Genomic DNA, 23,915 nt, shown 5'->3' on the forward strand with positions numbered 1-23,915 from the left:
CGGAAAATTTAACGCTCCTCCTTCATTCCGTTGGGACAGATTCATACTTTTGATAATCCAACATTTTGTACAATGCCTGTCTGGTTTGCATGCGATCGAGGAAAGCTTGTTGGGTTCCCTGTTTTTGTAATTCCAGGAGAACTGCTCGGCCTTCCTTCGCCATCACACGAAATACGGTCATGGGGAACAGCACGATGTGATATCCCATTCCGGAGAATTCCTTGACGGTCATATAAGGAGTTTGTCCCCATTCAGTCATATTGGCGACCAGAATGCCCCCGGAATATTTTAGGGCTTTGGCTGCCATTTGAAATTCTTTGGCTGACTGTAGGGCCTCCGGGAAAATCGCATCAGCGCCGGCTGCCCTGTAAGCTCGAGCCCTCTCAATGGCCCCCTCCAGACCTTCCACAGCCCGGGCATCCGTCCTCGCAATGATGATCAGATCCCGATCCTGTTTTGCCTCAACTGCCGAATGAATTTTTTGACACATGCCCTCACACGAAATCAGGGTTTTTCCGGGCAAATGGCCGCAACGTTTCGCCAATACCTGGTCTTCCAATTGAATTCCCACCGCCCCGGCCGATTCTAACTCCTGAACCGTGCGATACACCTGGTGCCTCTCTCCAAAGCCCGTATCGGCATCGACGATGACCGGAATTTGAACCCGTTGAGTCACGTACCTAGTTTCTGTCACCACCTCTGTCATCGTTAACAGCCCGATATCGGGTAGTGCCCGGGAAGCCGCCATACCCGCTCCTGACAGGTATGCTGCCGGAAAACCGGCATCCTCAACCAATCGAGCCGAAAATGTATTAAATACGCCCGGCACCGCCAACGTGTCCCGTTGAAGTTCGGTTCGAAAGCGGCGCGCCCGACTCTGGGAGGTTATTGGTTTCCCACTCATCGGCTATCCAATACTGGTAATGCCGACACCAGGACATTAACGTCTTTCAGACGGTCCAGTTCCCACACGGTTTGGATAACGTTCGACATATCTTTCCGGCCGATTTTCCGGGAAGACAACTTTTGAAACTTCAATTCCAGTTCGCGATCAGTGAGCGGGCGTCGTGGATGACCTTTGGGATGGTCAATCTGAGCCGTGAACGTCCTGCCGTCCATCAGGGTGACATCAATTCTGTTGGCCATGGCATCGGGATAACGCTCGGAAAACTCTTTGACCTCTTCAACACGGATTTTCTGCATCAGATTCAACAGAACGGTATCGTTCAGGCGATGCGGGGAAAATGACCGGGGAGATATTTTCCCATCCGTCAGAGCGACTGCCACGCAAAAAGGGAGACTATGATCAGCAGTTTCGCGGGTTTTGGGATGCCACTTTTCCTGATCCCGTCCAATAATTTCGATCGCCACATCACCACTGCCGACAATAATGGCTTTGATCCGGTGGACAGGGTATTCCCCACACGCAGCAATCAGTTGTTCCCGAATGGCGAATGCCGCCTCCACGGCCGACTGTGCATGATATTCCACCGGATGGGGCTTGATGTAGGTGTCAAGAATTTTATAGGAAGAGCCGTGACGTCCTCCCATTTCGGGTAAAGAGAATGGGCCGGAAATCACCTTCATAAACCCCTTTTCTCCTTCAAACATGGCCTCAGGTCCGGTCATACCCTCGCAAGCTGCATACCCTGCGAAGATTCCATTCCTGCTTGCATTGGCAAACGCGCAGGCTTTCCATAGGGAAACTTCTCCCACTCTGGTCTGACGAAGTGCTCCAGCCGTAATTCCCGCCAGATTGAGCGCATGCACGATCTGTTTTTTGGGAAGTTTGAGCAACCTGGCTGTAGCGGCCGCGGAAGAAAACGCTCCGTAGGTGACGTGATCCCATCCTCGAGGGCGGAGCGCGGCGGCGTCACAAAGACGGCACTGAATCTCATAGGCCAGCACGATGGACTGAATGAATTGCCGGCCATGAACATGAAGACTTTCGGCAACCGCCAGACAGGCCGGAATATTGTCTGACGGATGAGCCGGCTCCTTGGAGAGGTAGGTATCGTTGCAGTCGAGATACCGCACCGCCGTGCCATTCGCAAAGGCGGCCAGATCCGGACTGGTTCGATGGCGGGTTCCCCATACCGTTGCGCCGTCTTTGACCATCACCCGGGTCGCCAGGCGTCTCGCAATCCTGCATGGGGGTGCGGTGGTGGCACCATATGCACAGGCCAGGCTATCCAACACCCGTCGCTTCACCTCATGGATCACGTCCGAAGGAAGGTTCTGGAAGGTCAAAAACTCCGCATACTCGGCCAGGCGGTCAGCAAGCATCATCCCCTCTTGCCCTGAGATCGGACGGCATCTCCTTCCAGGAAAAGATTTCTTCTCCGGCTCGACAATTCGGGCAGTCCTGAATTTCCCATTGAGGCATCGTCACGTTCGTCCCGTAGTAAAATGGATAGCGAGACATCAAGTCGTCCATTAATGGGAATTGCCCGCTATCCCGACGGGCAAATACCATCATTCCTACGACGTGTCCGCCATGATCGTTCACAATGGTTTTGAGTTTATTGACGCAGCTCCCTCGCGCGGTCACGTCATTGATCACCACAAAATTATCCCCTTTTTGTATCGAGCCTTCGGGAATCTCTACTCCAATCTTTCCTGTATCCTGATTGAAAGGCGCATATACCACTCTCATCGTCATCTGAGGGCTAATGCTGGTCGCGATACCCTCTGCCAACAAACGTGCATCCGATGCCGGCACGAGGAGTCCGTCGATTCGATGGTGTTGGCTCAGGCCTAAAACCCAGTGGCCCATATCCGCACTGATAAGGGAAAGCAGATCCGCATCACGTGTGATGGACTCAAATCCTAAATAAGTCGAGGTATGGTGGCCCGACACGACGGATACATGCGTATCAAACAGAATCGCCATTGAATCGCGAAGTATCCGAATGACCTCATGTTTCGACAGGGAAGAGGATGGGGATTCTCCGACAATCGATTGAAGCCGTTCTTCGACGGTTGAATCCGCGTAGAGCCTTCGCTGATAATCGATTAACTCCGATAGTCGTTTGTGTTTCTCAAGCACCAGATTCATGCTCAATGCTCCTTGGTAATCTTGGTTTTCAATGTTCCAATAGGCTGAATTTCCAGCTCTACGACATCATCCGGCTGTAAAAACCGATCCAGCTCCAATCCACATCCCCCACCCACGGTTCCAGAGCCGAACACTTCACCGGGATAGACCGTTTCTCCCCTGGACACATGTTCAATCATTTGAGCGAACGACCAGAAAATGGTCCCAAACGACCCTTTCGACCAGACTTCTCCGTTGACACGAGCCACCATGGCGACCTGCTTCAGGTCTGGAATCTCATCCGGCGTCACCAGGCAGGGTCCCAACGCCGTGGCAAAATCTTTCCCCTTCGCGGGTCCGAGCCGACAGGCCATTTCCTGGAATTGAATATCCCGGGCACTAAAATCATTCATGATGGTATAGCCGGCAATGTAGTCCCACGCCTTATCCGCCGGAATATCTCTACCTTTTCGACCAATGACGCAGGCCAACTCCAGCTCATAATCGAGTTTTTGTGTCTGTAACGGCCACACCAGAACGTCTTCGGGCCCGATGATGGTCTGTGGATTGCCTTTATAATAGACCGGCGCCTTGTACCACTCCGGGGGTATCGGTTGACCTCGTTTTTTGGAGGTCGCGGCGATGTGCGCCTCAAAGGCAATAAAATCACGAAGAAGAGGGGGATGAGGGATCGGCGCAAGCAACGAGACCTCTTCCCTGTTATAGACAATCGTTTCACCATCAGGGCCATGGACCAGATGATCGTTGTCACTAATATAATGAAAAGCCTCCCGGGCTCTATTCATCGCCGACACTTCCCCCTGAAGAAGCTCCAGCATAGAGGACGGGACTTCCGATGTGGCCAGCCTGTAGGGTTGTGCCTCCCCTTGATCCGCCAGCATCCTCGTGTATGCCATGTTCAGATCCACGATGGACTCATGGTGGAATGCTCCGACCCGCGCAAATTTTCCTATTGGTGTGTGAACCTGGAAAGTGACAAGTTTCATGGTGTGCTCCAACTCATGGAATAGTTTTTTAATTCAACAGCCTCAGCCTCAAGCATCACGCAGAAGGGCTGCCGTGACTCCACCATCACCGCAATTTCATTCGTCTGTGTTTGTGTTTTACTGGCCTCAACCGCCCCTGGATGGGGCCCATGATGTATGCCCTGAGGATGTAAGGTCAGGGTTCCGGGATGAATGCCCGACCGGCTGAAGAAATTTCCCTCGTGATAAAACAGGACTTCATCAAAATCCGTATTCCGATGATAAAAGGGAATTTTCAATGCACCCGGCTCACTCTCCAGCGGTCTGGGGGCAAACGTCGAAATCCACACCCTACCCGCCTGAAAGGTCGCGTGCACGCTCGGAGGCAAGTGATAGCGGGGACTGGTCACCGGCCGAAAATCCCGAACGTTGAGTTTCGTCGGCCAAACCTCTCCCTTCCACCCGACAACATCCAATGGAGAAAAAGGATAAAACACCTTGGTATACGTTCCATCACGTTTGATGCGAAGCTCCCATTCATGTTGACGCTGTGTAGTGACGGGCGCTGAAAGTTCGGGGACCACAAGGACCTCGGGATCGAATAAAGCATGCTGTCCCAACAAACCCCGTTCGGGCAGCATGACAGGTTCAGAAGTTTCGATAATCAACATGACACCGGGTCCTTCTTCGACCACCATCCGGTAGGTGGTCCCTTTGGGAATGACCAGATAGTCTCCGGGTTCATACGTCAGCACGCCGTAATCGGTTTCCAGCAGACCACGCCCTTTATGTACAAAATGCACTTCATCCCCATCCGCATTGCGAAAGTAATACGGCATCGTTTCTTTCCGACGGGAGATAGACACCTGGACATCCGGACTTCGTAATATTTCCACCGGTCGGCTTTCCCTGGTGAAAAAATCTGGAGGGGTCAGATCGCTGCACTGGAAGGCGCGAGGCCGACAAGGCCCATCGATCCGAAGCCAGTTGGTGGGAGGATGGGAACGATAGAGATGGGAAGCCGGACCGGCAAATCCCTTGCGTCCATGTTCCTCTTCATACAGACCTGTCGGAATATTGACGTGCGCTTGCCGGGGTGATTGACCTTTCCGTGTTAAGTACATGGGGTCCTTTCTGTCAGCATGAATCCACCATGGCCATGGCTGCTTAGGGGATATGCTTAAAGTCAATAATAGTCTGTTCCACGCCCTGCGTTTGATCCCGTTCGATATCCTGATATAAGGACTCGACTGTGCTCTTCACAAAAGTCTTTGACTCTTCCTGTCCCTGTCTACGCTGAGTCAGTTCGAAGAAAATTCCACTGCCGGGAAACAGTGGATAAGTAAAACGCTGACGGAGCGGACCGAATCCATCCCGACCTTCCTTTACGGGTCCGCTGAACTTCACGCCATGGGCTTCCCATTCCTGGCAGACGGTTTCGATATCGTCTACTTCCAATGCGACATGTTGTATACCTGGCCCAAACCGTTCGACAAATTCCGTAATCTGTGATTTACCGGTTTTATCCCGGCCTTGCATAAGGGCCACTCGAATATTGTTCCGTTGAACCACAATGGTATCCATGCTTGATCTATCGGACCCCACATCATCGGCAGACCAGATCGTTCGAAAGCCGAGAATGTTGTTGAACAGGTGTTCAGCAGCATGAAGATCATTCACACAAAGGGTAATGTGATCAATTCCAACCGTGTCACCCATTGGATTCTCCTTCCCTATCAATAATTCGAAAGGACTTCTGCAGACCTTTCATGTTTCCCAGCATCTTCCGGTCCGTTATGAGCCTTAGCTACCAAAATTAATTTTAATTTACCATTAAAAAATAATTATTAGCAATCTTTTTATAAGGCATTGAATATAATGACCTATACGATACTCTTACCATTCCCTATCATTGCTTGTAATCCATAAAAGTTTTATTATAATAATAATATTTTATCATTAAATTCTTGACCGGCAATTACCACAGAACAATTACTGAAAAATTGGGACTTACTTATATGTTCAGACTAAGGAGGCCACCATGTCAGGATTTTATCGGGAGATGCGGGAATTCGTACTTCATCATGGTGCCATCAATAACTCTTATCTGAATTGGTTTAAGAAGGGTGACGCATCCGATGAAGAACTCCATGCGTTTGCGGTGGAGTTTTATAACTTTGCCCGGTACTTTCCAAAAATTCTTGTCGCACAACTGGTCAACACCGAGGATGAATCCGTCGCTGAGGAATTGACACGGGTTTTGTACTCAGAATTGGGGGAGGGAAATCCTGAAAACAGACATGAGTTACTCTATCGGCATTTCCTGCGTTCCATCGACATCGATCTTCATCAAGCCTTGACTACACCGATGATGCCTTCTACCCGCGCCTATATCGAAGGGATGGAAGAATTGTACAGCAGCGGACTTCATGAACAAGCCCTAGGAGCTTCCTTTGGCCTGGAAAACATGGCCATTACCATGTGGGATCACCTAATTCCCGGCTTACAGTCTTTGCGTCGTCAAAGATTCCCTGGCCTTGATATGAAGTATTTCACCTTCCATCGTGAACTGGAATCCACTCATGAGGAAGCCATGGTGCATGCAGTTGCGGCAATGGAAGGGCATGGCTCTGCCCAGGGGACACTCTCCATTCAAGAGCGACAGGATTTTCACGACGGCGTCCGACAGGTTCTGAACTTTTTAGAGGGGTTCTGGTTGGGTCTCGAGCGTCAACGCACGATGAACTTCTCCAACCACCACGGGGCGCATTCCAGGAACAGGCAGGTCACACTCGGGGACGCGCGATGAAAGAGCGCTTACTTAAGAGTGAGAACGGCTATCGCTCGCGAGGCTTCATGCTCACAGGGGAATGAGTCCTTTCCTTAAAGAGTAAAACGGATGATTGAAACGATTTCCATGAATAACAGTATTCAGGAAGCCCATCGGAACGGAAACCCGTTCCTCGAATTCCCTTATTCTTCGTTTACGCAATTTTTTCAGCAGCGGGTGGGCGATCCGGCACTCATGAAAGAAGTGTACTTAACGCATTACGACGATTCCGGAATGGTTCGAAGCTATACCTATGAGGAATTCGGAAACGCCGTCAATCGAACCGTAACCTTCCTGCGTGAGCAACTGGGAATCCAACGGGGTGATCGCATTGCCACCCTGCTGTTTAATCATGACTTTACCGTGGTGATATATTACGCCGCATGGGTCCTGGGAGCTGTGATGGTGCCGATTGACATAAATGAATCTGAAGACCGTCGCTTCTACATTCTGGAACATTCAGAGGCCTGTATGGCCTTTTGTTGGGGAACCGAATACGAAGCCCTCCAGGATATCCGGAATCGACTGCCCTACCTCCGGCATCTCGTCTCTCTCGGGAATGGAACCTCACCGCTCATGGACATAATGGGTCAACCTCGCCCAGCTCGATCACACAGCCACGGATCTCTCGATCAAGCTGCTCTCCAGGATGAAGCATTGATTGTCTACACCTCCGGAACGACGGGACCGCCGAAAGGGGTTGTGCTCACGATTGAAAATCTTCTCGTCGATGCCCACGGCATTGCACGATGGCACGGATTGGAAAAGGGTCATTGCCTCATGTGTGTGCTGCCGATCCATCATGTAAACGGAATTGTTGTCACACTCATCACACCATTTTACGGACAGGGCAGATCCGTGCTGAACCGGCGTTTTCGTCAGTCCGCGTTTTGGAACCGAATCCGGGATGAAGGCGTTACCTGCGTGAGTGTGGTCCCTACTATTCTGGAATTTCTGCTGGAAGGAGCCCGGGATAAGCGGGATTACCGGCTTGACCATTTTCGTGGATTGATTTGTGGTGCCGGCCCTCTCTTAAAGGACACGGTGTCACGGTTCGAGCATCAATTTCATGCTCCGGTTCGTCATGGGTACGGCCTATCTGAAACCACGTGTTATGCCAGTTTTCTCCCCGTGAACCTTTCCGAACAGGAACACAGGCATTGGCTTACGGAGTATGACTATCCATCCATTGGCCTCGCAATCCCTCACAACGACATGGCGATTCTCAATCCCCAAGGACAACCGGTCGGCGAGATGGTAAAGGGGGAAATTTGTATCCGCGGACAAACGGTGTGTTCAGGTTACTTGAAACGACCGGATGCGAATGAGGAAAGTTTCCAGTGGGGATGGTTCCGGTCGGGAGATGAGGGGTTCTTCGTTCGTGATCAGGCTGATCGCCCGTACTTTTTCATATCCGGGCGACTGAAAGAATTAATCATCCGTGGCGGTGTGAATATTTCGCCCTTGGAAATTGATGAAGTGCTCAGGAGGCACCCTTCCGTCAAATTCGGTATGGCCGTTTCCTTTGAAAACCGTTTCTACGGAGAAGAAATTGCCGGATACCTCGTTCTCAAAGAACATATGCCGCAACCTTCGGAAGATGAGATGGTCACATGGTGTCGCCAGGCGTTGCCCTATGCCAAGTGCCCCAAGGTCATCATGTTTGGCCAGGAAGTGCCCTATACGACAACGGGGAAACCCAAACGTTTGGAGTTAAAGGCCCGGTTGAGTCCCACATTGGCACGCTACCGGGACGTCCAATTCCGCTCTTTGCAACGCGGCTCAACTTCAAAACATCAGACGGCTTGAGGAGGCCGTCATTGAATGAGTAGTGGACATGACGTATCACCCAAACCACACCCAATGACCAACAAGAGGATAATTATTCAAGTCTAGACAAAAGGAGAGTGTTATGGAGATTTCACAATCTGAATTTCTCCACCTCTATTATTTTCTTAAACTCACCAGAGCGTTGGAGGAACGAGTGACCACGCTGTACCGGCAAGGTCGCATCGTCGGTGGTGTGTACACCAGCCATGGAATGGAGGCGATTTCGGTGGGCTATGCTTCCGCCCTGCAGGCCGATGACATTATCGCCCCTTTCCATCGGGATATGGGCGCGTTCTTAGTCAGAGGCATTACGCCGGGTGAGGTTTTAGCGCAATATCTTGGCAAGCGCACCGGACCCACCAAAGGGAAGGACGGCAACGTGCATATGGGCGACCTGAAACGTGGCATCATCGCCTTTGTCAGTCATCTGGCTGACAATCTTCCCGTCGCGACCGGAGTAGCTCTGGCGTTTAAGCTCCGTGGTGAATCCCGTATTGTGGCCGCGAATACTGGAGATGGAGGGACCAGTCGCGGAGATTTTCATGAAGCGTTGAACTTCGCGTCCGTTCGCCGGCTGCCGGTGGTGTTCTTTTGCAATAACAACCAGTACGCCTACTCCACCCCTCTTCACCATCAGATGGCCATTAAAGATGTCGTCGAGCGGGCAAAAGCCTATGCCATACCCGGTGAAATTGTAGACGGTAACGATGTCGCCTCTGTTTATCTGACCGCACAACGGGCCTTTCAACGCGCCAGGGACGGAGGAGGTCCCACCTTTATCGAATGCAAAACCATGCGAATGCACGGGCATTCGGAACATGATTCCGCCAAATATGTGCCTCGAGAACTCCTGGAGGAGTGGAAGAAGAAAGACCCTATTTTGAAAGCGGAACGTCAGCTGAAAGAATTGGGGTATGCCGGTCAACTCGAATTCCAGGAAATCCATATGAGGGTTAAAAAGGAAATTGATTCCGCTTTGGAGTTCGCGGAACAAAGCCCTCTTCCGGAAGGTCCGGAAGCGTTGGAAGGCGTCTTTGCCGCCAATCCCGTGGAGGTACTGATATGACCACATCCGCCATCACACATGAAGTGACCTATCTGGAAGCCATCTCGCAAGCCCTTGATGAAGAAATGAGCCAGGATGAACGGGTCTTCCTGATGGGAGAGGATATCGGCCCTTACGGCGGGGCATTTCGTGTCACCGAAGGGTTTCAAGATAAGTATGGTGAATGGAGAGTGCTGGACACCCCTCTGGCGGAATCGGGAATTGTCGGCGCCGCGATTGGGGCGGCGATGATGGGCATGAGACCCGTGGTAGAAATGCAATTTGCGGATTTCATCTCCTGCGCGTTCGATCAAATTACCGAGATGGCCGCCAAGAATCACTATCGCTGGGGAGCAGAGGTGCCTCTGGTCATCCGCGCACCCTTCGGGGGAGGGACTCATGGAGGGCCGTTCCATTCCGTGTGTCCGGAAGCCTGGTTCTTTCATACCCCGGGGTTGAAACTGGTGGCGCCTTCAACCGCCTATGACGCCAAAGGATTGTTGAAGGCCGCTATCCGGGATCATAACCCCGTCATTTATTTTGAGCATAAATTTCTGTACCGGCGCGTGAAGGAGGTGCTTCCTGCTGAAGATTATATCGTCCCGATCGGAGAAGCGGAGATCAAACGGACAGGAAGCGAGATGTCCGTCATCACCTATGGAGGCATGGTCCACGTGGCATTAGAGGCAGCAGAAGCCTTGGAGCAGGAGGGGATCGACATGGAAGTCGTGGACCTTCGCACCCTGAGCCCCCTTGATACCGACACGGTCAAAGACTCGGTTCGAAAAACGGGCAAAGTGATTATTCTCCACGAAGATACGAAGACCGGAGGAATCGGTGGTGAGATTGCCGCAATTCTGGCTGAAGAATGCTTCAATGCGCTTGATGCGCCGATTATGCGGATCGCAGCCCCCGATATTCCCGTGCCCTATAGTCCCCCGCTGGAGGACTTTTTTCTTCCGAAAGCTCATGACGTCATCACTGCCGCCCGCCAATTGGCGGCCTATTGATTACACAGGGGAGCAATTCATGGCCACCGACATCGTCATGCCGCAGTTAGGTGAAAGCATTGCCGAAGGCACTATCGTGAAATGGCTCGTTCCGCTGGGGGCACAGGTGAAAAAAGATGAATCCCTGTTAGAGGTGGAAACCGATAAAGTGGCACTGGATATTCCTTCCCCTGCGACCGGAGCCTTAACCGAGATTTTGATCCAGGAAGGGGAAACGGTCCCGGTGGGCACCCTTCTTGCGCGACTCGATTACCATTCCGAATCCGGAAACGGTAATTCCGCGACAAGCACAATTCAATCACCGCTATCGTCCGATCACGGTCAGTCAACGATCTCAGGATCCCCTGACCTCCTTTCACCGGCCGTTCGAGACCTTGCTGCGAAGCACCAGGTGGACCTCAGCCGCATCACCGGAACCGGCATGAATGGACGGATTACCAAAAAGGACATTCTGGAGTTTCTGGACAAGCAGGGCCTGCCCGGAAAAGAGTCCGGCGATACGCTAAAGGGACAACCCGCATCAGTACCCCCCTCCCCTGAAGAAGAGGTGATTCCCTTAAGTTCCATGCGACGAACGATTGCAGAACGCATGGTCAAGAGTCGACAGACCGCAGCCCACGTGGTGACATTCTTTGAAGCCGACTTCACAACAGTCGAACCCACCAGACAGGAGTTGCATCTGACCTATCTGCCTTTTGTGATCAAAGCGGTCACGCAGGGAATCAATGCCTTTCCGATTCTTAATTCCTCCTGGTCTGCCAAAGGTCTGATCCTCAGGCATGCCGTGCATATCGGTATAGCTGTCGCCGTAGAAGAAGGGTTATTGGTTCCCGTTGTCCAACATGCCGATCAAAAAGATCTTCGACAATTGGGTAAAGAAGTCGCCGATCTGTCTCAACGGGCACGAAGCAAACAACTCCAACCCGAGGAAGTCCAAGGAGGAACTTTCACCATCACCAATCACGGCGGAACGGGCAGTCTTTTCAGCACCCCGATCATCAACCAACCGCAAATCGCCATTCTTGGAGTTGGCGCTGTTCAGCGACGAGCAGTGGTCGTGAACGAGTCCATTGAAATTCGCCCCATGGCCTACTTGAGTCTTGCCTTTGATCATCGGGTCATCGATGGAGCCACGGCCGATCAATTTATGCTCATGGTGAAATCTGTCCTGGAACAACCGTCCTGGGAGGTCACCTCATGAAGGATTTTAGACATGCGGTTATTGTGAATGCGGTCCGCACTCCCATGGGAAGCTTTCAGGGGGTCTTCAGCCCGGTTCCCGCGACGAAACTTGGAAGCCTGGCCATTGCGGAAAGCTTACATCGCGTTGGCCTGTCAGGGGCGTTGGTGGACGAGGTCTATATGGGTTGCGTGCTGGCTGCCGGTCTCGGACAGGCACCCGCGAGGCAAGCCGCGCTTGGAGCCGGCCTGCCCGACTCGGTGGCCGCAACCACCATCAACAAGGTCTGCGGGTCCAGTCTCATGGCCATCATTATGGCCACTCAAGCCATCAAATTAGGGGAAGCCCGGATTCTGGTTGCCGGAGGCATGGAAAGCATGACCGGCGCCCCCTACCTCCTGACCAGGGCCAGACAAGGCTACCGGCTGGGCCATGGGGAACTGATCGATAGCCTAATCAAGGATGGCCTCTGGGACGTGTATAACGATTTCCATATGGGTCAGGGTGGGGAACTCTGTGCGTCCAAGTATCAATTGAGCCGACAGGCCCTTGATGAATTTACGATTGAAAGCTATCGACGAGCCCGCATGGCCATTGCGACCGGCGCATTCAAACAGGAAATCGTTCCCGTCGAACTGCCTCAAAAAAAAGGCGATCCCCTTCTCGTCACAGACGATGAGGAACCGAATCGCGTGAATCTTGAGAAACTCACCAGCTTGAAGCCGGTGTTCAAAGAAGACGGCGTGTTGACTGTCGGCAATTCTCCATCTTGCAATGACGGTGCGGCAGCCCTTGTTCTGATGGAAGAAAGAGAGGCCGAACACCATGGCATCAAACCGTTGGCACGAATCATCGGGTATGCCGGCGCCGCATTAGCACCGGAATGGTTTACCATCGCCCCGGTTCACGCCATCCAAAAAGTTCTGAAGCAGACAGGTCTGACCATCGAGCAGATTGATCTCTTTGAAATCAATGAAGCCTTTAGCTCGGTGTCTCTTGCAATTAACCGGGAACTCAAGCTGGACCCGGCAAAAGTCAATGTAAACGGAGGTGCCGTGGCGCTTGGACATCCTATCGGAGCTACCGGCGCACGGATTATGACCACCCTGATCTACGCACTGGAAGCCAGAGGTGCCCGTTTGGGGCTTGCCAGTCTCTGTATTGGTGGAGGGGAAGCCCTGGCTGTGGTGATCGAACGCATGACCTAGCTCATGATATTGGCGGCCCTGCTCACGTTTCTGTTTTGACTGGAGGAGACGCGCACATGCCATCACAGGCCATAGAAACCATGGGTGTCGTAGGAGCCGGCCAAATGGGTGCGGGCATTGCGTTCGTATCTGCGCTCGCAGGCTGTGAGGTTTTCCTCTACGATATCCACACCGGATCCCTGGAAGCCGCTCTTGAACGCATTCACAAGGGATTCGACAAACAAATTCAGGATGGCACCATCCCGGCTTCGGAAGGCGAAGCGGCCTTAAAACGAATCCGGACCACCCAATCCCTCGGGGACATGTCTGATCGTCACCTGATCCTTGAAGCCGCCCCCGAATATTTTGAAATGAAATGCGAGCTGTTCCGGCAGCTTGGCACAATCTGCAAACCGGATGTGATCCTGGCCAGCAATACCTCCTCGATATCCATCACAAAATTAGGGGCTATGTCGGGGCGGGATGCTCAGGTAGCCGGCATGCATTTTATGAATCCGGTCCCGGTCATGAAATTGGTGGAACTCATTCGAGGTTTGCGAACCAGCGATGAAACCATCTCTCTTCTCGCCGGACTTGCCGACCGCATGGGAAAAATTGTGGTGGAATCCAAGGATTCTCCAGGTTTCATCGTTAATCGCCTGCTCATGCCGATGGTCAATGAAGCCATTTTTGCATTAGCCGAAGGCCTTGCCACTGCGGACATGATCGACAAGGCCATGACTCATGGCACCAACCATCCCGTAGGGCCACTGGCGTTAGCCGATCGGATCGGTTTGGATACCGTGCTCAACATTTGCGAAATTTTATTTCAGGAATTTGGGGATCAAAAGTTTCGCCCGTGTCCGCTTCTTCGGAAATATGTTGAGGCGGGTTGGTTGGGTCGAAAATCAGGAAGAGGATTTTACACCTATCAACCTTGATCCCCTTGTCAGGATATGACGCTATGAAGATTGCTCACGATTCACCGATGGTTCAGCAAAAGGGTTCGGCTGAGGAACGTCCGGCCTCTCACCATCCTCAGGACAGGAAGACGCCGTGTACTTCTTTGTCCGGACTGCCGATTGCCGATCGGTATACGCAGGAAGACCTCAAAGATTGGGATCCTGAACGTGACCTCGGGCTTCCTGGAGACTTTCCCTACACACGTGGCATTCATCCGACGATGTACCGCAGTCGGCTATGGACGATGCGCCAATTCGCGGGATTCGGGACAGCTCTGGACACCAACGCCCGTTTCAAATATCTCCTGGATCAGGGACAAACCGGTCTTAGCGTCGCGTTTGATATGCCGACCCTCATGGGGCTGGATTCTGATGATCCGCAGGCAGTTGGGGAAGTAGGCTATTGTGGAGTCGCGGTCTCGTCACTGGAAGATATGGCCACACTCTTCGACGGAATCCCTTTGGATCGGGTATCGGTTTCCATGACGATTAATGGCCCGGCCGCGGTGATATTCGCCATGTATCTCACTCTGGCTGAACGGCAAGGCATTCCGCTGAATCGGCTCAATGGCACGCTTCAAAACGATATTCTCAAAGAATATATCGCACAAAAAGAATGGTTGTTTCCGCCTGCTCCCCACATGCGATTGATCACGGACACCATCGGCTACTGCAGTGAACACGTACCGAAATGGCATCCCATCAGCATCAGCGGGTATCACATCCGGGAAGCAGGATCCACCGCCGTGCAGGAATTGGCCTTTACCTTGTATGACGGGCTGACCTATGTCGATGCCGCCGTTCAGGCAGGATTGCCGATCGACGCCTTTGCTCCACAACTGTCCTTTTTCTTTAATTCGCATAACGACTTTTTCGAGGAAATTGCCAAGTTTCGTGCTGCACGACGCTTGTGGGCGCAGGAAATGAAAGACCGATACCACCCCAACAATCCACGCTCGCTTCAGCTCCGCTGCCATGCCCAGACAGCAGGCTGTTCCCTCATGGCCCAGCAACCCATGAACAATGTGGTGCGCACAACCCTTCAGGCTCTGGCAGCTGTGCTCGGCGGCACTCAATCGCTCCATACCAATTCCATGGATGAGACGCTGTCTCTGCCCACTCAGGAGGCCGTAACGCTGGCCTTACGGACCCAACAGATCATTGCTCATGAAAGCGGGGTCACCAACACGGTTGATCCTCTGGCCGGTTCCTATTTTATTGAACACCTCACCAACCGGATGGAAGAAAGTGCCCGCGAATACTTTCGCAAGCTGGATGCCATGGGTGGCATGTTGGCCGCCATCGAACGGGGGTTCCCACAACAAGAAATTCTGGAGGCATCCCAGCACTACCAGGAAGAAATCGACCGGAAAGAACGCATCATCGTCGGCGTCAATGAGTACGTTGAGTCGGAGCACACCATTCCCACCCTGCGAATCAGGGAGGAAGCCGAACAGTATCAGCTGGAACGATTACGTTCGTTTCGCGCCAAACGGGATCCCAAGAAAGTGGGTGAAGCGCTTCATGAAATTCAATTGTTTGCGCAATCCGCCGAAAATCTGTTGCCCCACCTGATGCACGCGGTCAAAGCCAAGGCCACATTGGGAGAAATGTGTGGAGCCTTAAAGGGAGTCTTCGGAACCTATCGTGAATCGGTGGTGCTATGAACTGTGGTCGCAGTTTGGGGACCATAAGGCATGTTGGCCTTCATGACTCAATTGGTAAGGAGGTAACAGAGCAAACCGGCATACAGATTTCACCAATGTTCCTGTAGCCGAATAACCCTTTTCTCAAAACAGAAGGGACCAATCCTGTGAAACTTGGACAATTTAACATTTATCCTGTGACAGACGGCCGGTTCCGGCTTGACGGCGGAGCGATGTTCGGGGTGGTCCCCAGGGTGCTCTGGGAGAAATGTTGTCCGGCCGACGATCACCACCGCATCCCGCTCAGCTTGACCTGTCTGCTGATCCAGGCACATGGGAAGAACATCCTCGTCGATACGGGACTGGGCTCAAAACAGGACAAAAAATTTCATCGAATGTTTGCCGTGGATCAATCCTCCTCCCTTCATGATGCCTTACACCACTTCCGCCTTGCCCCGAAGGATATCGATATCGTGATCAATACCCATCTCCATTTCGATCATGCCGGAGGCAACACGCGGTGTAATGAAAAAGGACAGACGATCCCGACGTTTCCGATGGCCCGCTATCTGGTGCAACGCGGAGAATTTGAGGATGCCATCAAGGCGAACGAACGGACCAAGACCAGTTACCGTCAGGAAAATTTCATTCCTATTCTGGAACATCATCAATGTGAGTTTGTCACAGGCACGACCGAGTGGCTGCCCGGTGTCTCAATGGTGATCACTCCAGGTCATACCAAATACCACCAAAGCATTAAGATTGAATCCGAAGGACACACGGCCTTCTTTTTAGGGGATTGTATTCCCACGGTCTCTCACCTGCCCCTCCCCTACATTATGGGCTATGACCTCTTTCCGCTACAGACGCTGGAAACCAAACGATGGATTCTTGATCAAGCCTACGAAGAAGGATGGCTCCTGATTTTCGAACATGACCCCCGGATCGAAATGGGGTACGTCCACAAAGACACGGAAGGCAAATACTTCTTGAAACCTGCAGAGGAAGCGAGAACAGCATGACCACAGCGACGACGCCCATTCGAGTCCTGATCGGAAAGGTTGGTTTGGATGGCCACGATCGCGGCGTGAAACTGGTGGCACGAGCCCTACGAGACTCCGGCGTGGAGGTCATTTATACCGGGTTACATCAAACCCCCGAGCAGGTCGTCAATATCGCCATTCAAGAAGACGTGAACGCGATAGGCCTCAGCATTCATTCCGGTGCCCATTCCTCTCTGTTTCCACGGGTACTGGATTTACTAAAAACGCATGATGCCGAGGATATCGTCGTCTTCGGTGGAGGCATTATCCCCTCTGATGATGTCGGCCCTCTGATGGAAAACGGTGTGCGGGCCCTGTTCCCTCCCGGCACCTCGATGTCATGCATTGTGGAATTCGTAAAAGGACTGCCCCGATGAGACCGGTCTATATGATCAGTGGTGGGATCACAAAATTCGCCAAAGCCCATCCGGATAAAGATTTCCGTCTGATGGTCAAAGAAGCCTATGATGCCGCCCTCCAGGACGTACCCGGCTTATCGAAAGACATGATTGATGGCGGGGTCGGCTCCTATTTTTCAGATCATTTCACCCGACAGCTCAAAGCCGCCAGCATGGCACACGATTACCTGGGACTGTGCCCTAAACCGTCAAAACGGGTCGAAGGGGGCGGAGCCACGGGAGGCCTGTGTTTTCAATCGGCCTGGGAAGCGATCGCCTCCGGACGAATGCATTGCTGTGTGGCGTATGGTTTTGAAACCATGTCCCGGGTCAACACCTGGAAGGGCAACGAATTTATTGCGTTGGCTTCCGATACGAATTTCGACTTTCCGGTCGGCGGGTTTTACAGCGGGTACTATGCCATGATGGTCAATCGCCATATGCATGAATTTGGCACCACGGTTGAACAGATGGCTATGGTCTCCGTCAAAAATCATCTGAATGCCCTGTACAATCCCTATGCGCAGAAGGCAAAACGTCTCACCGTCAAACAGGTTCGGGAATCTCCCATGGTAGCCACCCCATTGACCATGGAAGATATCTGCACCATGTCCGATGGAGCAGCCGTATGCATTCTGACTGACGAAAACATTGCGGAACAGGTCTGTGACCGGCCGGTGCACATCACCGGCATAGGATCAGGGTCAGATGCCATGCGCATGGCTGACCGGCCGCATGGAAAAGTTCCGCTGCTTCCGCACGAGCAGGAATCCGATTATGCCCGGCTCAAATACCCCGGGGTGCATTCCTTTCGCGGTGGTCGAATGGCGGCAAAACTGGCCTACGAAATGGCCGGCATCCGGAATCCATTGGAAGATTTAAGCTTTGTCGAACTTCACGATGCGTATACCTCCTCTGAAATTCAAACCTATGAAGACCTGGGGTTGTGTAAATATGGGGAAGGCGGCAGTTTTATTGAAAAGGGTATCCCGTTCATGCCGGGGATTGAGTATGACTTGCCGTTACCGGATCAAGGGCGATTCCCCGTGAATCCATCCGGGGGACTGTTGGCCTGCGGCCATCCGGTCGGAGCCACAGGTCTGATGCAGGCCGTCTTTGCGTTTTGGCAACTGCAAGGCACGATCGAGAAGCATTTAGGCAGTCCGGCATTACAACTTCGCGATCCCCGACGTGGACTCATCCATAGTCATGCGGGCACCGGGACCTATATCACAGTGTCGATCTTGGAGAGGACATAACCACACCATGAAACACTCTGAAACAACCGGCAAACCCATGGAGAAACGCCAGGAGACGAATCTACCGGAAGGCGCCCCGTTGATCATCCAGGACCACTACGAAATCGACTACCGGCATAGTTATGCCCAGGATTCCCCCTTCTTTGTGGGTTTGAGTCAAGGCCGCTTGCTGGGATCGCGATGTACGGGGTGCCAGTATATGTATGCGACACCACGGGCACATTGCATGGAATGCGGGGCGCCCACGACGTGGGAAGCACTTCCACCAACCGGACGCGTGCATACCTTCACGGTCTGCTATTACGGCGGGGAGAGTTTTCTGAAAGAAACCCCCTTTCTGTTGGTGTTGGTGGAATTTGATCAGGTGAATACGCTTTTTCTCTCCCGGCTCAAAGGCGTGCCACCGGAAGAGATTCACATTGGACTCCCGATTCGTCCACAATTCTCCGACACCCCCACTTACAAGGTGACCGATGTCTGGTTCGAACCCCTTGACCGTACATGAATTTCCCACGATTCCTTCCTTACTCAAGGAAGTCCGAACGGGAAACATCCGGGCAATATCCCGCGCCATCACGTTACTGGAAATGAATGGGCCGGAAAGAACAGCGGTCCTGGAGGGGCTAGAGCCTTTCCCCGGCCATGCAAGCACCATCGGGGTCACCGGATATCCCGGCGCAGGAAAAAGTACCGTGATCGACCAATTGATTACGGCGTACCGGTCACAAGGGAAAAAGGTCGGCGTGCTGGCCGTGGATATCAGCAGCTCATTAACCGGCGGCGCCATTCTGGGAGATCGAATTCGCATGCAGCACCATTCGTTGGATGAGCGTGTCTACATCCGGAGCATGGGCACGAGAGGACACCGGGGTGGCCTGGCCCTGGCGACACAGGACGCCATTCATGTGCTCGACGCCGCCGGGTATGATGTCGTGCTGATTGAAACCATCGGGATGGGACAAGAAGAAGGTGAAATTGCCCAGGTAGCCCAAACAGTGGTAGACGTCGTCGCTCCCGGTCTTGGCGATGACGTGCAGGCCATGAAGGCCGGGATTTTTGAGATTGCCCATATCGTCGTCGTCAATAAGGCCGATCATCAGGGAGCCCACGAAACCCTTCAGTCGTTGCGGGAATGGGTGCCAGAGGTGTTGCTGGTGACCGCCACGACCGGAGAAGGCATTCCATCGCTGGTGGAGGCCATAACCCGCCACCAACAGTCCCTTGAAGTTGAGACACCCGTTTCCGGTTGAATGTGCATATTCCCTGCTGCGGGGATCTAAATTAAAAAGGGTTCTTCTGGTTTTTCTGTGGGTAGGAGAATGGGTTACGCGTTCGTTAGGTTCAAACTCTTTTGGTAGGCGAAAGACAGGAGAGAGGAATGACCTGGTTGACTGCTCTATTGGCTACCCCGCTCCTGGTTCCTTTAGAGGTAGGACGCCTGCTACCTGGCCTCTGGGCGGACGCTGGAATCAATCGGCGGGCCTTGTCTGAGCCCAGCGAGTTGGCCCGCCCTCCTAGTCGTCGCGTCCGTCCAATCTGATGAGCCAGGTGGGGCGTCAATGGTTTTGGGTCCTTTTGCCAAAACAAAAGGACCTCGGCTGCCGGGCCGAAACCCGGCGACTTAACAATTAACTCTCATGCAACCTGCACCACTTCAACGACATTCGTTATCCCATTTTGAGATGTCAGAGGAGCGCGGATTTTTGTCTGTTCCCGACCCTCTTTCTTCCTGCTCACTCTGCCCTGATCTGGAATGGCTGGGGCAACAACTACCTAAGCTGCTGGCGGCCCGCCAACTCCGGAACACCATCAACAGAATGCAAGACCTCATTCCCGGTAAGAAGGACGACTGGACCGTCGCCACCTACCGATACGCAAATCGCATCCTTTCCTTTGCTGCGCATGGCTACATTTGGGAAAATCCGAATCAACCACTCGATCGTCTTCCGGCCAACCTGGCCGTGCCCTGGTGTGAGATATCACGCAGGTTAGGCCGGCCTCCGGTTCTTTCCTATGCCTCCTACGCCCTGGACAACTGGCGCCGTCTCGACCCGGACCGCCCGATCCAACTCGATAATATCGTGTTGTTGCAAAATTTTTTGGGTGGCTTGGATGAAGAATGGTTCGTGGCTGTCCACGTAGACATTGAAGCGAAAGCGGGACCAGCCATGGCCGCCATTCTTCGCGCGCAGGAAGCCGCGGAACGGGATCACGCCGATGAAGTAACGAAGGAATTATCGGTATTGGCGTCAACACTGGAAGGCATGTGCCAGACGCTGGATCGCATGCCCGAGCGATGTGATCCCTATATTTATTACCACCGTGTAAGACCGTTTATTCACGGGTGGAAAAACAATCCGGCCCTTCCCAATGGAATCGTGTATGGGGGTGTGGAAGAGTACCGGGAGGAACCGCAATATTTCCGAGGAGAAACCGGAGCTCAAAGCACGATTATTCCTTCGCTTGATGCCGCACTGGGCATCACGCACGCGGAAGATCCCTTAACCGTATTTCTCGCCGAAATGCGCCAGTACATGCCGCCGGCCCACCGCGCCTTTCTCGAAAGGTTGGAACATCAGCAGGACCATGCCGGCCGTCCCTTGCTGCCCGGATATATTATGGATCACAAATCCAACAAGCCCGACTTATGGCATGCCTATCACGAATGCGTCCAACTTCTGGCACGATTTCGAGCCACACATCTGGACTATGCCGCAACCTATATTCATCAGCAAAGCGAGAAACAATCCAGCAATCCCACCTCGGTAGGCACCGGCGGCACCCCGTTTATGGAATACCTGAAGAAACATCTGGATGAAACCAAGTTAATTGGGCAGTGATCCAGCGTGTGAAGTCATTTCAATAAAATTTCCCGTTGTTGGAAGCGAAAAAATGCACGTGGCGGGTTTCGGCCCGGCAGCCGAGGTCCTTTTGTTTCGGCAAAAGGGCCCAAAACCATTGACGCCCCGCCTGGCCTCATTGGAGCGGACGGATGCCAACCTAAGGAGGGCGGACCAACTCGCTCCGCTCAAACAAGGCCCGCCAGCCAATAAGAGCATCCCTCCTTTGGGCCAGACGGCAGGCGTCGGACCAGGAAAACAGATCTTTCAATTACACACATGAAAGAACGAGGAACCCTTCTTTCAGTATGATTCGAAAGGAGCGGCGATGAATGGCAGGAGGTACTTAATCCTCCAGCCAACGACTACTGCAAGGAATAAGTTAAAACAAAGAAGCGGCATCGCCGTTGTGGATGGCATGATGGTTTAGGGATTCGTGAGGAGTGCTCCGGCCCACCCCTTGTCTCTCACTTCCGCCTACAGGCGATCAGGCATGGGGAGTGAGAACGGTTTTTTCTGAGGATTGCTCGTGATAAGCGTCCTTCTCTGGCCGAACGGCCCCCGGCTCTGGAGACAGGTAATCGGTAAGTCCCCGTTGAATAATGCCGTGATTTAGAAATGGATATTGCCCCAGGAACGCCCGCTTTCCGACCGATGCGGCGACGGGATCATCATTATGAATAATTCCCGGAATCATCCGGTCAATCCGCTCACGAGCGGCATGAAATACTTCATCCGACAAGTCCCAGACCCGGGGATCCCCCTCCCGGTTATACTGCCGTTCAGCCCATAACGCCGTGGCCGCAATGATCAACATATCTTCCCCGACTGACTCAATCCTATTTTGCCTGCCCTGGTCCTCACGAATCCCTTCCTGGTGAATCGCCAGAATGTAGAAAATGGCTCTGGCCAGACGGCGGCTCGCCCGTTCGACATATGTGAAGTGCTTGCGGACTTTGGGATGATCTATCGGTGGACGGGAAGGAAGTGGTTTCCGTTTCCACAGGTCAAGGTACCGGGGAAAATACCATTGCGCGACCTGCACCCCTTCCCGGATACGTTCAAGGGCTTTGCCTTTTGCATCCAGATAATTCCTAGCTTGCTCCAAATGCGGGTTCAGGGCCTCACGGGCCACAAAGGGTCGCAGAATATCCGTGGCTCCCTCCCCGATACGGTACATTTCGATATCCCGAACCAATTGTTCAATCCCGAAGGCGGGCTCCCCCCGAACCCGCTTGGAATCAGCCTTTTCGTATCCCATCCCTCCAAAGATTGTTTGCGCACCTTTGAGAAAATTAATCGCCTTTTCCGAACACGCGATTTTGGCAATGGCGGCTTCAATTCGAATGTCATATGCATGTTGATCGGCCATACGCCACACCAGCCAGGACAGGGCCTCCATGGAAAAAAGATCCGCAGCCATCTGTCCTACGCGCCTCATTTGGGTTTGCCGCCGGCTTAGCGGCTGCTGAAAAGTGACACGTGAATTTGCCCGATCCAACGTGGGTTGCCAGGCCTGTTTGGCCATTCCTAAACACAAAGCCGGAATACTGATGGCCCGGCCGACGTTCAGGATGGTCAACGCGTATTTCAGTCCTTTCCCGATTTCTCCAATGAGATTATCCACTGAAATTTGCACGTCGGTGAATGTCATATGGGCGTTTTCTATACCCCGGCACCCTTCAAATTGACATCGCTGTTGAATCTTCACACCCGGGCTGGCCATGTCCAGGATGAACGCCGTGTGTATGGAAGCCTCTGCCCCCTTTCCTTCGGGTACGGGGACCCATTTGGTCTTTCCGTCCAGGAATATCCGTTTTGCCGGCACGCGGGCCACCAGTGTTATCAGGCTGGCGAGGGAGCCATTCGTGCACCAGAGTTTTTCGCCGTTGACCACAAAATGTGTGCCCAAGGTATTGAGGACGGCATTCGTTTGAATATTGGCCGCATCCGATCCAGTGTCGGGTTCCGTGAGCGCAAAAGCCGAGATTTCCTTTCTCGCGACTCGGGGAAGAAATGCCTTTTTCTGATCCTCGTTTCCAAATAGAAGAATCGGCATGGCAATACCGATGGACTGTGGCACCGCAACGGTAAGGGCCAGGATATTGCTCCAGCTGGCCATCAGCATCAGCACCCGCCCATAGTTCGTATACGAAAATCCCAGCCCGCCATATTCTTTGGGTATTTTCATCCCGAATGCCCCAAGGTCCAGCAGGCCCTTGATCACATGCTCCGGGATTTTAGCGGTTCGTTCGATGTTGTCCGGATCCACATGCTGCTTTAGAAAATTTTCAATTTTCTGGCAATATTCTTCGCCGATTTGCTTTTCCTCTTCTGGCTCTTCCGGCGGAAACAGCAGATTGAAGTCCGGATTTCCCATATACAGGCCCGCCATAAAACTCTCTCCGGCCTTTTCCTGGCGCGCTTCTTCTATTCGCTCCATGCCTTTGAACAGTTGTGACATGTCCGGACCTCCTTACTGTGAATTCTGGGGGAAACCAGTTTTACATCTAACTCTAGAATTCTCTCAGGATACTCGATAGGTTTTTCAGCCAGATGGTCTTTTAAAGAATTCCTTTTTTACAGTCCGCAAGCAAGGATATTGAACTCATAATATTCTATCATTATGCTAGGATAAAGTTATATTATTAAAGTATGGCCC

Annotated in this window: 22 protein-coding genes; 15 read left to right on the forward strand and 7 right to left on the reverse strand. The window is 52.7% G+C overall.

All coding sequences use genetic code 11. The features are described from left to right. Positions 1–22: 22 nt before the first annotated feature. From prpB to LX98_RS09655, 6 genes are read right to left on the reverse strand one after another with little or no spacing between them, the layout of a single operon-like run. Positions 23–904 carry a methylisocitrate lyase gene (gene prpB, locus LX98_RS09630; RefSeq protein ID WP_496428691.1) on the reverse strand — a complete coding sequence of 294 codons (882 nt, stop codon included), beginning with the start codon at positions 902–904 and terminating at the stop codon, positions 23–25. Next, a complete protein-coding gene (locus tag LX98_RS09635; protein ID WP_496428692.1) occupies positions 901–2,289 on the reverse strand; it encodes an MmgE/PrpD family protein in 1,389 nt (462 codons plus the stop codon). The genes prpB and LX98_RS09635 overlap by 4 nt, the downstream gene beginning before the upstream one ends. After that, positions 2,276–3,058 (reverse strand): hypothetical protein, encoded by a 783-nt coding sequence (locus LX98_RS09640; RefSeq protein WP_496428693.1) that lies wholly within the window; start codon positions 3,056–3,058, stop codon positions 2,276–2,278. Before LX98_RS09640 ends, LX98_RS09635 begins: the two co-directional genes overlap by 14 nt. Positions 3,059–3,060: 2 nt before the next feature. Continuing rightward, on the reverse strand, positions 3,061–4,044 hold the full coding sequence (locus LX98_RS09645; protein ID WP_496428694.1) for a fumarylacetoacetate hydrolase family protein: 984 nt from the start codon (positions 4,042–4,044) through the stop codon (positions 3,061–3,063). Then, positions 4,041–5,147 carry a homogentisate 1,2-dioxygenase gene (locus LX98_RS09650; protein WP_496428695.1) on the reverse strand — a complete coding sequence of 369 codons (1,107 nt, stop codon included), beginning with the start codon at positions 5,145–5,147 and terminating at the stop codon, positions 4,041–4,043. Before LX98_RS09650 ends, LX98_RS09645 begins: the two co-directional genes overlap by 4 nt. 43 nt (positions 5,148–5,190) lie before the next feature. After that, a complete protein-coding gene (locus tag LX98_RS09655) occupies positions 5,191–5,742 on the reverse strand; it encodes a VOC family protein (RefSeq protein WP_496428696.1) in 552 nt (183 codons plus the stop codon). Between the two features lie 322 nt (positions 5,743–6,064). Between LX98_RS09655 and LX98_RS09660 the strand changes: the two genes are divergently transcribed. The 15 genes from LX98_RS09660 to LX98_RS09730 all read left to right on the forward strand — a co-directional run bounded on the left by LX98_RS09660 (position 6,065) and on the right by LX98_RS09730 (position 21,253). Further along, positions 6,065–6,832, forward strand: coding sequence for an iron-containing redox enzyme family protein (locus LX98_RS09660; RefSeq protein ID WP_496428697.1), 768 nt, complete (start codon positions 6,065–6,067; stop codon positions 6,830–6,832). A 90-nt stretch (positions 6,833–6,922) separates the two neighbouring features. Then, a complete protein-coding gene (locus LX98_RS09665; protein WP_496428698.1) occupies positions 6,923–8,662 on the forward strand; it encodes an AMP-binding protein in 1,740 nt (579 codons plus the stop codon). 103 nt (positions 8,663–8,765) lie between these two features. Continuing rightward, complete coding sequence (locus LX98_RS09670; RefSeq protein WP_496428699.1) at positions 8,766–9,749, forward strand: thiamine pyrophosphate-dependent enzyme; 984 nt, start codon at positions 8,766–8,768, stop codon at positions 9,747–9,749. Beyond that, positions 9,746–10,738 carry a pyruvate dehydrogenase complex E1 component subunit beta gene (locus LX98_RS09675; protein WP_496428700.1) on the forward strand — a complete coding sequence of 331 codons (993 nt, stop codon included), beginning with the start codon at positions 9,746–9,748 and terminating at the stop codon, positions 10,736–10,738. The genes LX98_RS09670 and LX98_RS09675 overlap by 4 nt, the downstream gene beginning before the upstream one ends. Positions 10,739–10,757: 19 nt before the next feature. Next, positions 10,758–11,939: a 2-oxo acid dehydrogenase subunit E2 gene (locus LX98_RS09680; protein WP_496428701.1), complete on the forward strand. Its 1,182-nt coding sequence runs from the start codon at positions 10,758–10,760 to the stop codon at positions 11,937–11,939. Next, complete coding sequence (locus tag LX98_RS09685) at positions 11,936–13,126, forward strand: acetyl-CoA C-acyltransferase (protein ID WP_496428702.1); 1,191 nt, start codon at positions 11,936–11,938, stop codon at positions 13,124–13,126. The genes LX98_RS09680 and LX98_RS09685 overlap by 4 nt, the downstream gene beginning before the upstream one ends. A gap of 56 nt (positions 13,127–13,182) precedes the next feature. Beyond that, on the forward strand, positions 13,183–14,046 hold the full coding sequence (locus LX98_RS09690) for a 3-hydroxyacyl-CoA dehydrogenase NAD-binding domain-containing protein (protein ID WP_496428703.1): 864 nt from the start codon (positions 13,183–13,185) through the stop codon (positions 14,044–14,046). A 23-nt stretch (positions 14,047–14,069) separates the two neighbouring features. Next, the gene (locus LX98_RS09695) at positions 14,070–15,734 is read left to right on the forward strand and encodes a methylmalonyl-CoA mutase family protein (protein WP_496428704.1); all 1,665 of its coding nucleotides are present in this window, start codon (positions 14,070–14,072) and stop codon (positions 15,732–15,734) included. 146 nt (positions 15,735–15,880) lie between these two features. Further along, positions 15,881–16,735, forward strand: a complete 855-nt coding sequence (locus LX98_RS09700) for an MBL fold metallo-hydrolase (protein WP_496428705.1) — start codon at positions 15,881–15,883, stop codon at positions 16,733–16,735. Further along, a complete protein-coding gene (locus LX98_RS09705) occupies positions 16,732–17,133 on the forward strand; it encodes a cobalamin-dependent protein (protein WP_496428706.1) in 402 nt (133 codons plus the stop codon). Before LX98_RS09700 ends, LX98_RS09705 begins: the two co-directional genes overlap by 4 nt. Further along, positions 17,130–18,413, forward strand: coding sequence for a thiolase C-terminal domain-containing protein (locus LX98_RS09710; protein WP_496428707.1), 1,284 nt, complete (start codon positions 17,130–17,132; stop codon positions 18,411–18,413). Before LX98_RS09705 ends, LX98_RS09710 begins: the two co-directional genes overlap by 4 nt. A gap of 7 nt (positions 18,414–18,420) precedes the next feature. After that, complete coding sequence (locus LX98_RS09715) at positions 18,421–18,918, forward strand: Zn-ribbon domain-containing OB-fold protein (protein WP_312641074.1); 498 nt, start codon at positions 18,421–18,423, stop codon at positions 18,916–18,918. Then, positions 18,887–19,663, forward strand: coding sequence for a methylmalonyl Co-A mutase-associated GTPase MeaB (gene meaB, locus LX98_RS09720; RefSeq protein ID WP_496428708.1), 777 nt, complete (start codon positions 18,887–18,889; stop codon positions 19,661–19,663). Before LX98_RS09715 ends, meaB begins: the two co-directional genes overlap by 32 nt. Positions 19,664–19,791: 128 nt before the next feature. Next, positions 19,792–19,953 carry a hypothetical protein gene (locus LX98_RS09725; protein ID WP_312641070.1) on the forward strand — a complete coding sequence of 54 codons (162 nt, stop codon included), beginning with the start codon at positions 19,792–19,794 and terminating at the stop codon, positions 19,951–19,953. A gap of 97 nt (positions 19,954–20,050) precedes the next feature. Then, the gene (locus LX98_RS09730; RefSeq protein WP_496428709.1) at positions 20,051–21,253 is read left to right on the forward strand and encodes a PrnB family protein; all 1,203 of its coding nucleotides are present in this window, start codon (positions 20,051–20,053) and stop codon (positions 21,251–21,253) included. A gap of 487 nt (positions 21,254–21,740) precedes the next feature. Here the strand turns inward: LX98_RS09730 and LX98_RS09735 are convergent, their stop codons facing one another. Beyond that, entirely contained in the window at positions 21,741–23,717 is a 1,977-nt protein-coding gene (locus tag LX98_RS09735; RefSeq protein WP_496428710.1) for an acyl-CoA dehydrogenase family protein, read from the reverse strand. Positions 23,718–23,915 lie beyond the last annotated feature (198 nt).

The sequence above is a fragment of the Nitrospira marina genome, from assembly GCF_059568365.1.

Bases quoted from the DNA above. Each gene is read 5' to 3' on its own strand.
- prpB (WP_496428691.1), bottom strand. From the start codon at position 904: ATGAGTGGGAAACCAATAACCTCCCAGAGTCGGGCGCGCCGCTTTCGA.
- LX98_RS09635 (WP_496428692.1), bottom strand. From the start codon at position 2,289: ATGATGCTTGCTGACCGCCTGGCCGAGTATGCGGAGTTTTTGACCTTC.
- LX98_RS09640 (WP_496428693.1), bottom strand. From the start codon at position 3,058: ATGAATCTGGTGCTTGAGAAACACAAACGACTATCGGAGTTAATCGAT.
- LX98_RS09645 (WP_496428694.1), bottom strand. From the start codon at position 4,044: ATGAAACTTGTCACTTTCCAGGTTCACACACCAATAGGAAAATTTGCG.
- LX98_RS09650 (WP_496428695.1), bottom strand. From the start codon at position 5,147: ATGTACTTAACACGGAAAGGTCAATCACCCCGGCAAGCGCACGTCAAT.
- LX98_RS09655 (WP_496428696.1), bottom strand. From the start codon at position 5,742: ATGGGTGACACGGTTGGAATTGATCACATTACCCTTTGTGTGAATGAT.
- LX98_RS09660 (WP_496428697.1), top strand. From the start codon at position 6,065: ATGTCAGGATTTTATCGGGAGATGCGGGAATTCGTACTTCATCATGGT.
- LX98_RS09665 (WP_496428698.1), top strand. From the start codon at position 6,923: ATGATTGAAACGATTTCCATGAATAACAGTATTCAGGAAGCCCATCGG.
- LX98_RS09670 (WP_496428699.1), top strand. From the start codon at position 8,766: ATGGAGATTTCACAATCTGAATTTCTCCACCTCTATTATTTTCTTAAA.
- LX98_RS09675 (WP_496428700.1), top strand. From the start codon at position 9,746: ATGACCACATCCGCCATCACACATGAAGTGACCTATCTGGAAGCCATC.
- LX98_RS09680 (WP_496428701.1), top strand. From the start codon at position 10,758: ATGGCCACCGACATCGTCATGCCGCAGTTAGGTGAAAGCATTGCCGAA.
- LX98_RS09685 (WP_496428702.1), top strand. From the start codon at position 11,936: ATGAAGGATTTTAGACATGCGGTTATTGTGAATGCGGTCCGCACTCCC.
- LX98_RS09690 (WP_496428703.1), top strand. From the start codon at position 13,183: ATGCCATCACAGGCCATAGAAACCATGGGTGTCGTAGGAGCCGGCCAA.
- LX98_RS09695 (WP_496428704.1), top strand. From the start codon at position 14,070: ATGAAGATTGCTCACGATTCACCGATGGTTCAGCAAAAGGGTTCGGCT.
- LX98_RS09705 (WP_496428706.1), top strand. From the start codon at position 16,732: ATGACCACAGCGACGACGCCCATTCGAGTCCTGATCGGAAAGGTTGGT.
- LX98_RS09710 (WP_496428707.1), top strand. From the start codon at position 17,130: ATGAGACCGGTCTATATGATCAGTGGTGGGATCACAAAATTCGCCAAA.
- LX98_RS09715 (WP_312641074.1), top strand. From the start codon at position 18,421: ATGAAACACTCTGAAACAACCGGCAAACCCATGGAGAAACGCCAGGAG.
- meaB (WP_496428708.1), top strand. From the start codon at position 18,887: ATGTCTGGTTCGAACCCCTTGACCGTACATGAATTTCCCACGATTCCT.
- LX98_RS09725 (WP_312641070.1), top strand. From the start codon at position 19,792: ATGACCTGGTTGACTGCTCTATTGGCTACCCCGCTCCTGGTTCCTTTA.
- LX98_RS09730 (WP_496428709.1), top strand. From the start codon at position 20,051: ATGCAACCTGCACCACTTCAACGACATTCGTTATCCCATTTTGAGATG.
- LX98_RS09735 (WP_496428710.1), bottom strand. From the start codon at position 23,717: ATGTCACAACTGTTCAAAGGCATGGAGCGAATAGAAGAAGCGCGCCAG.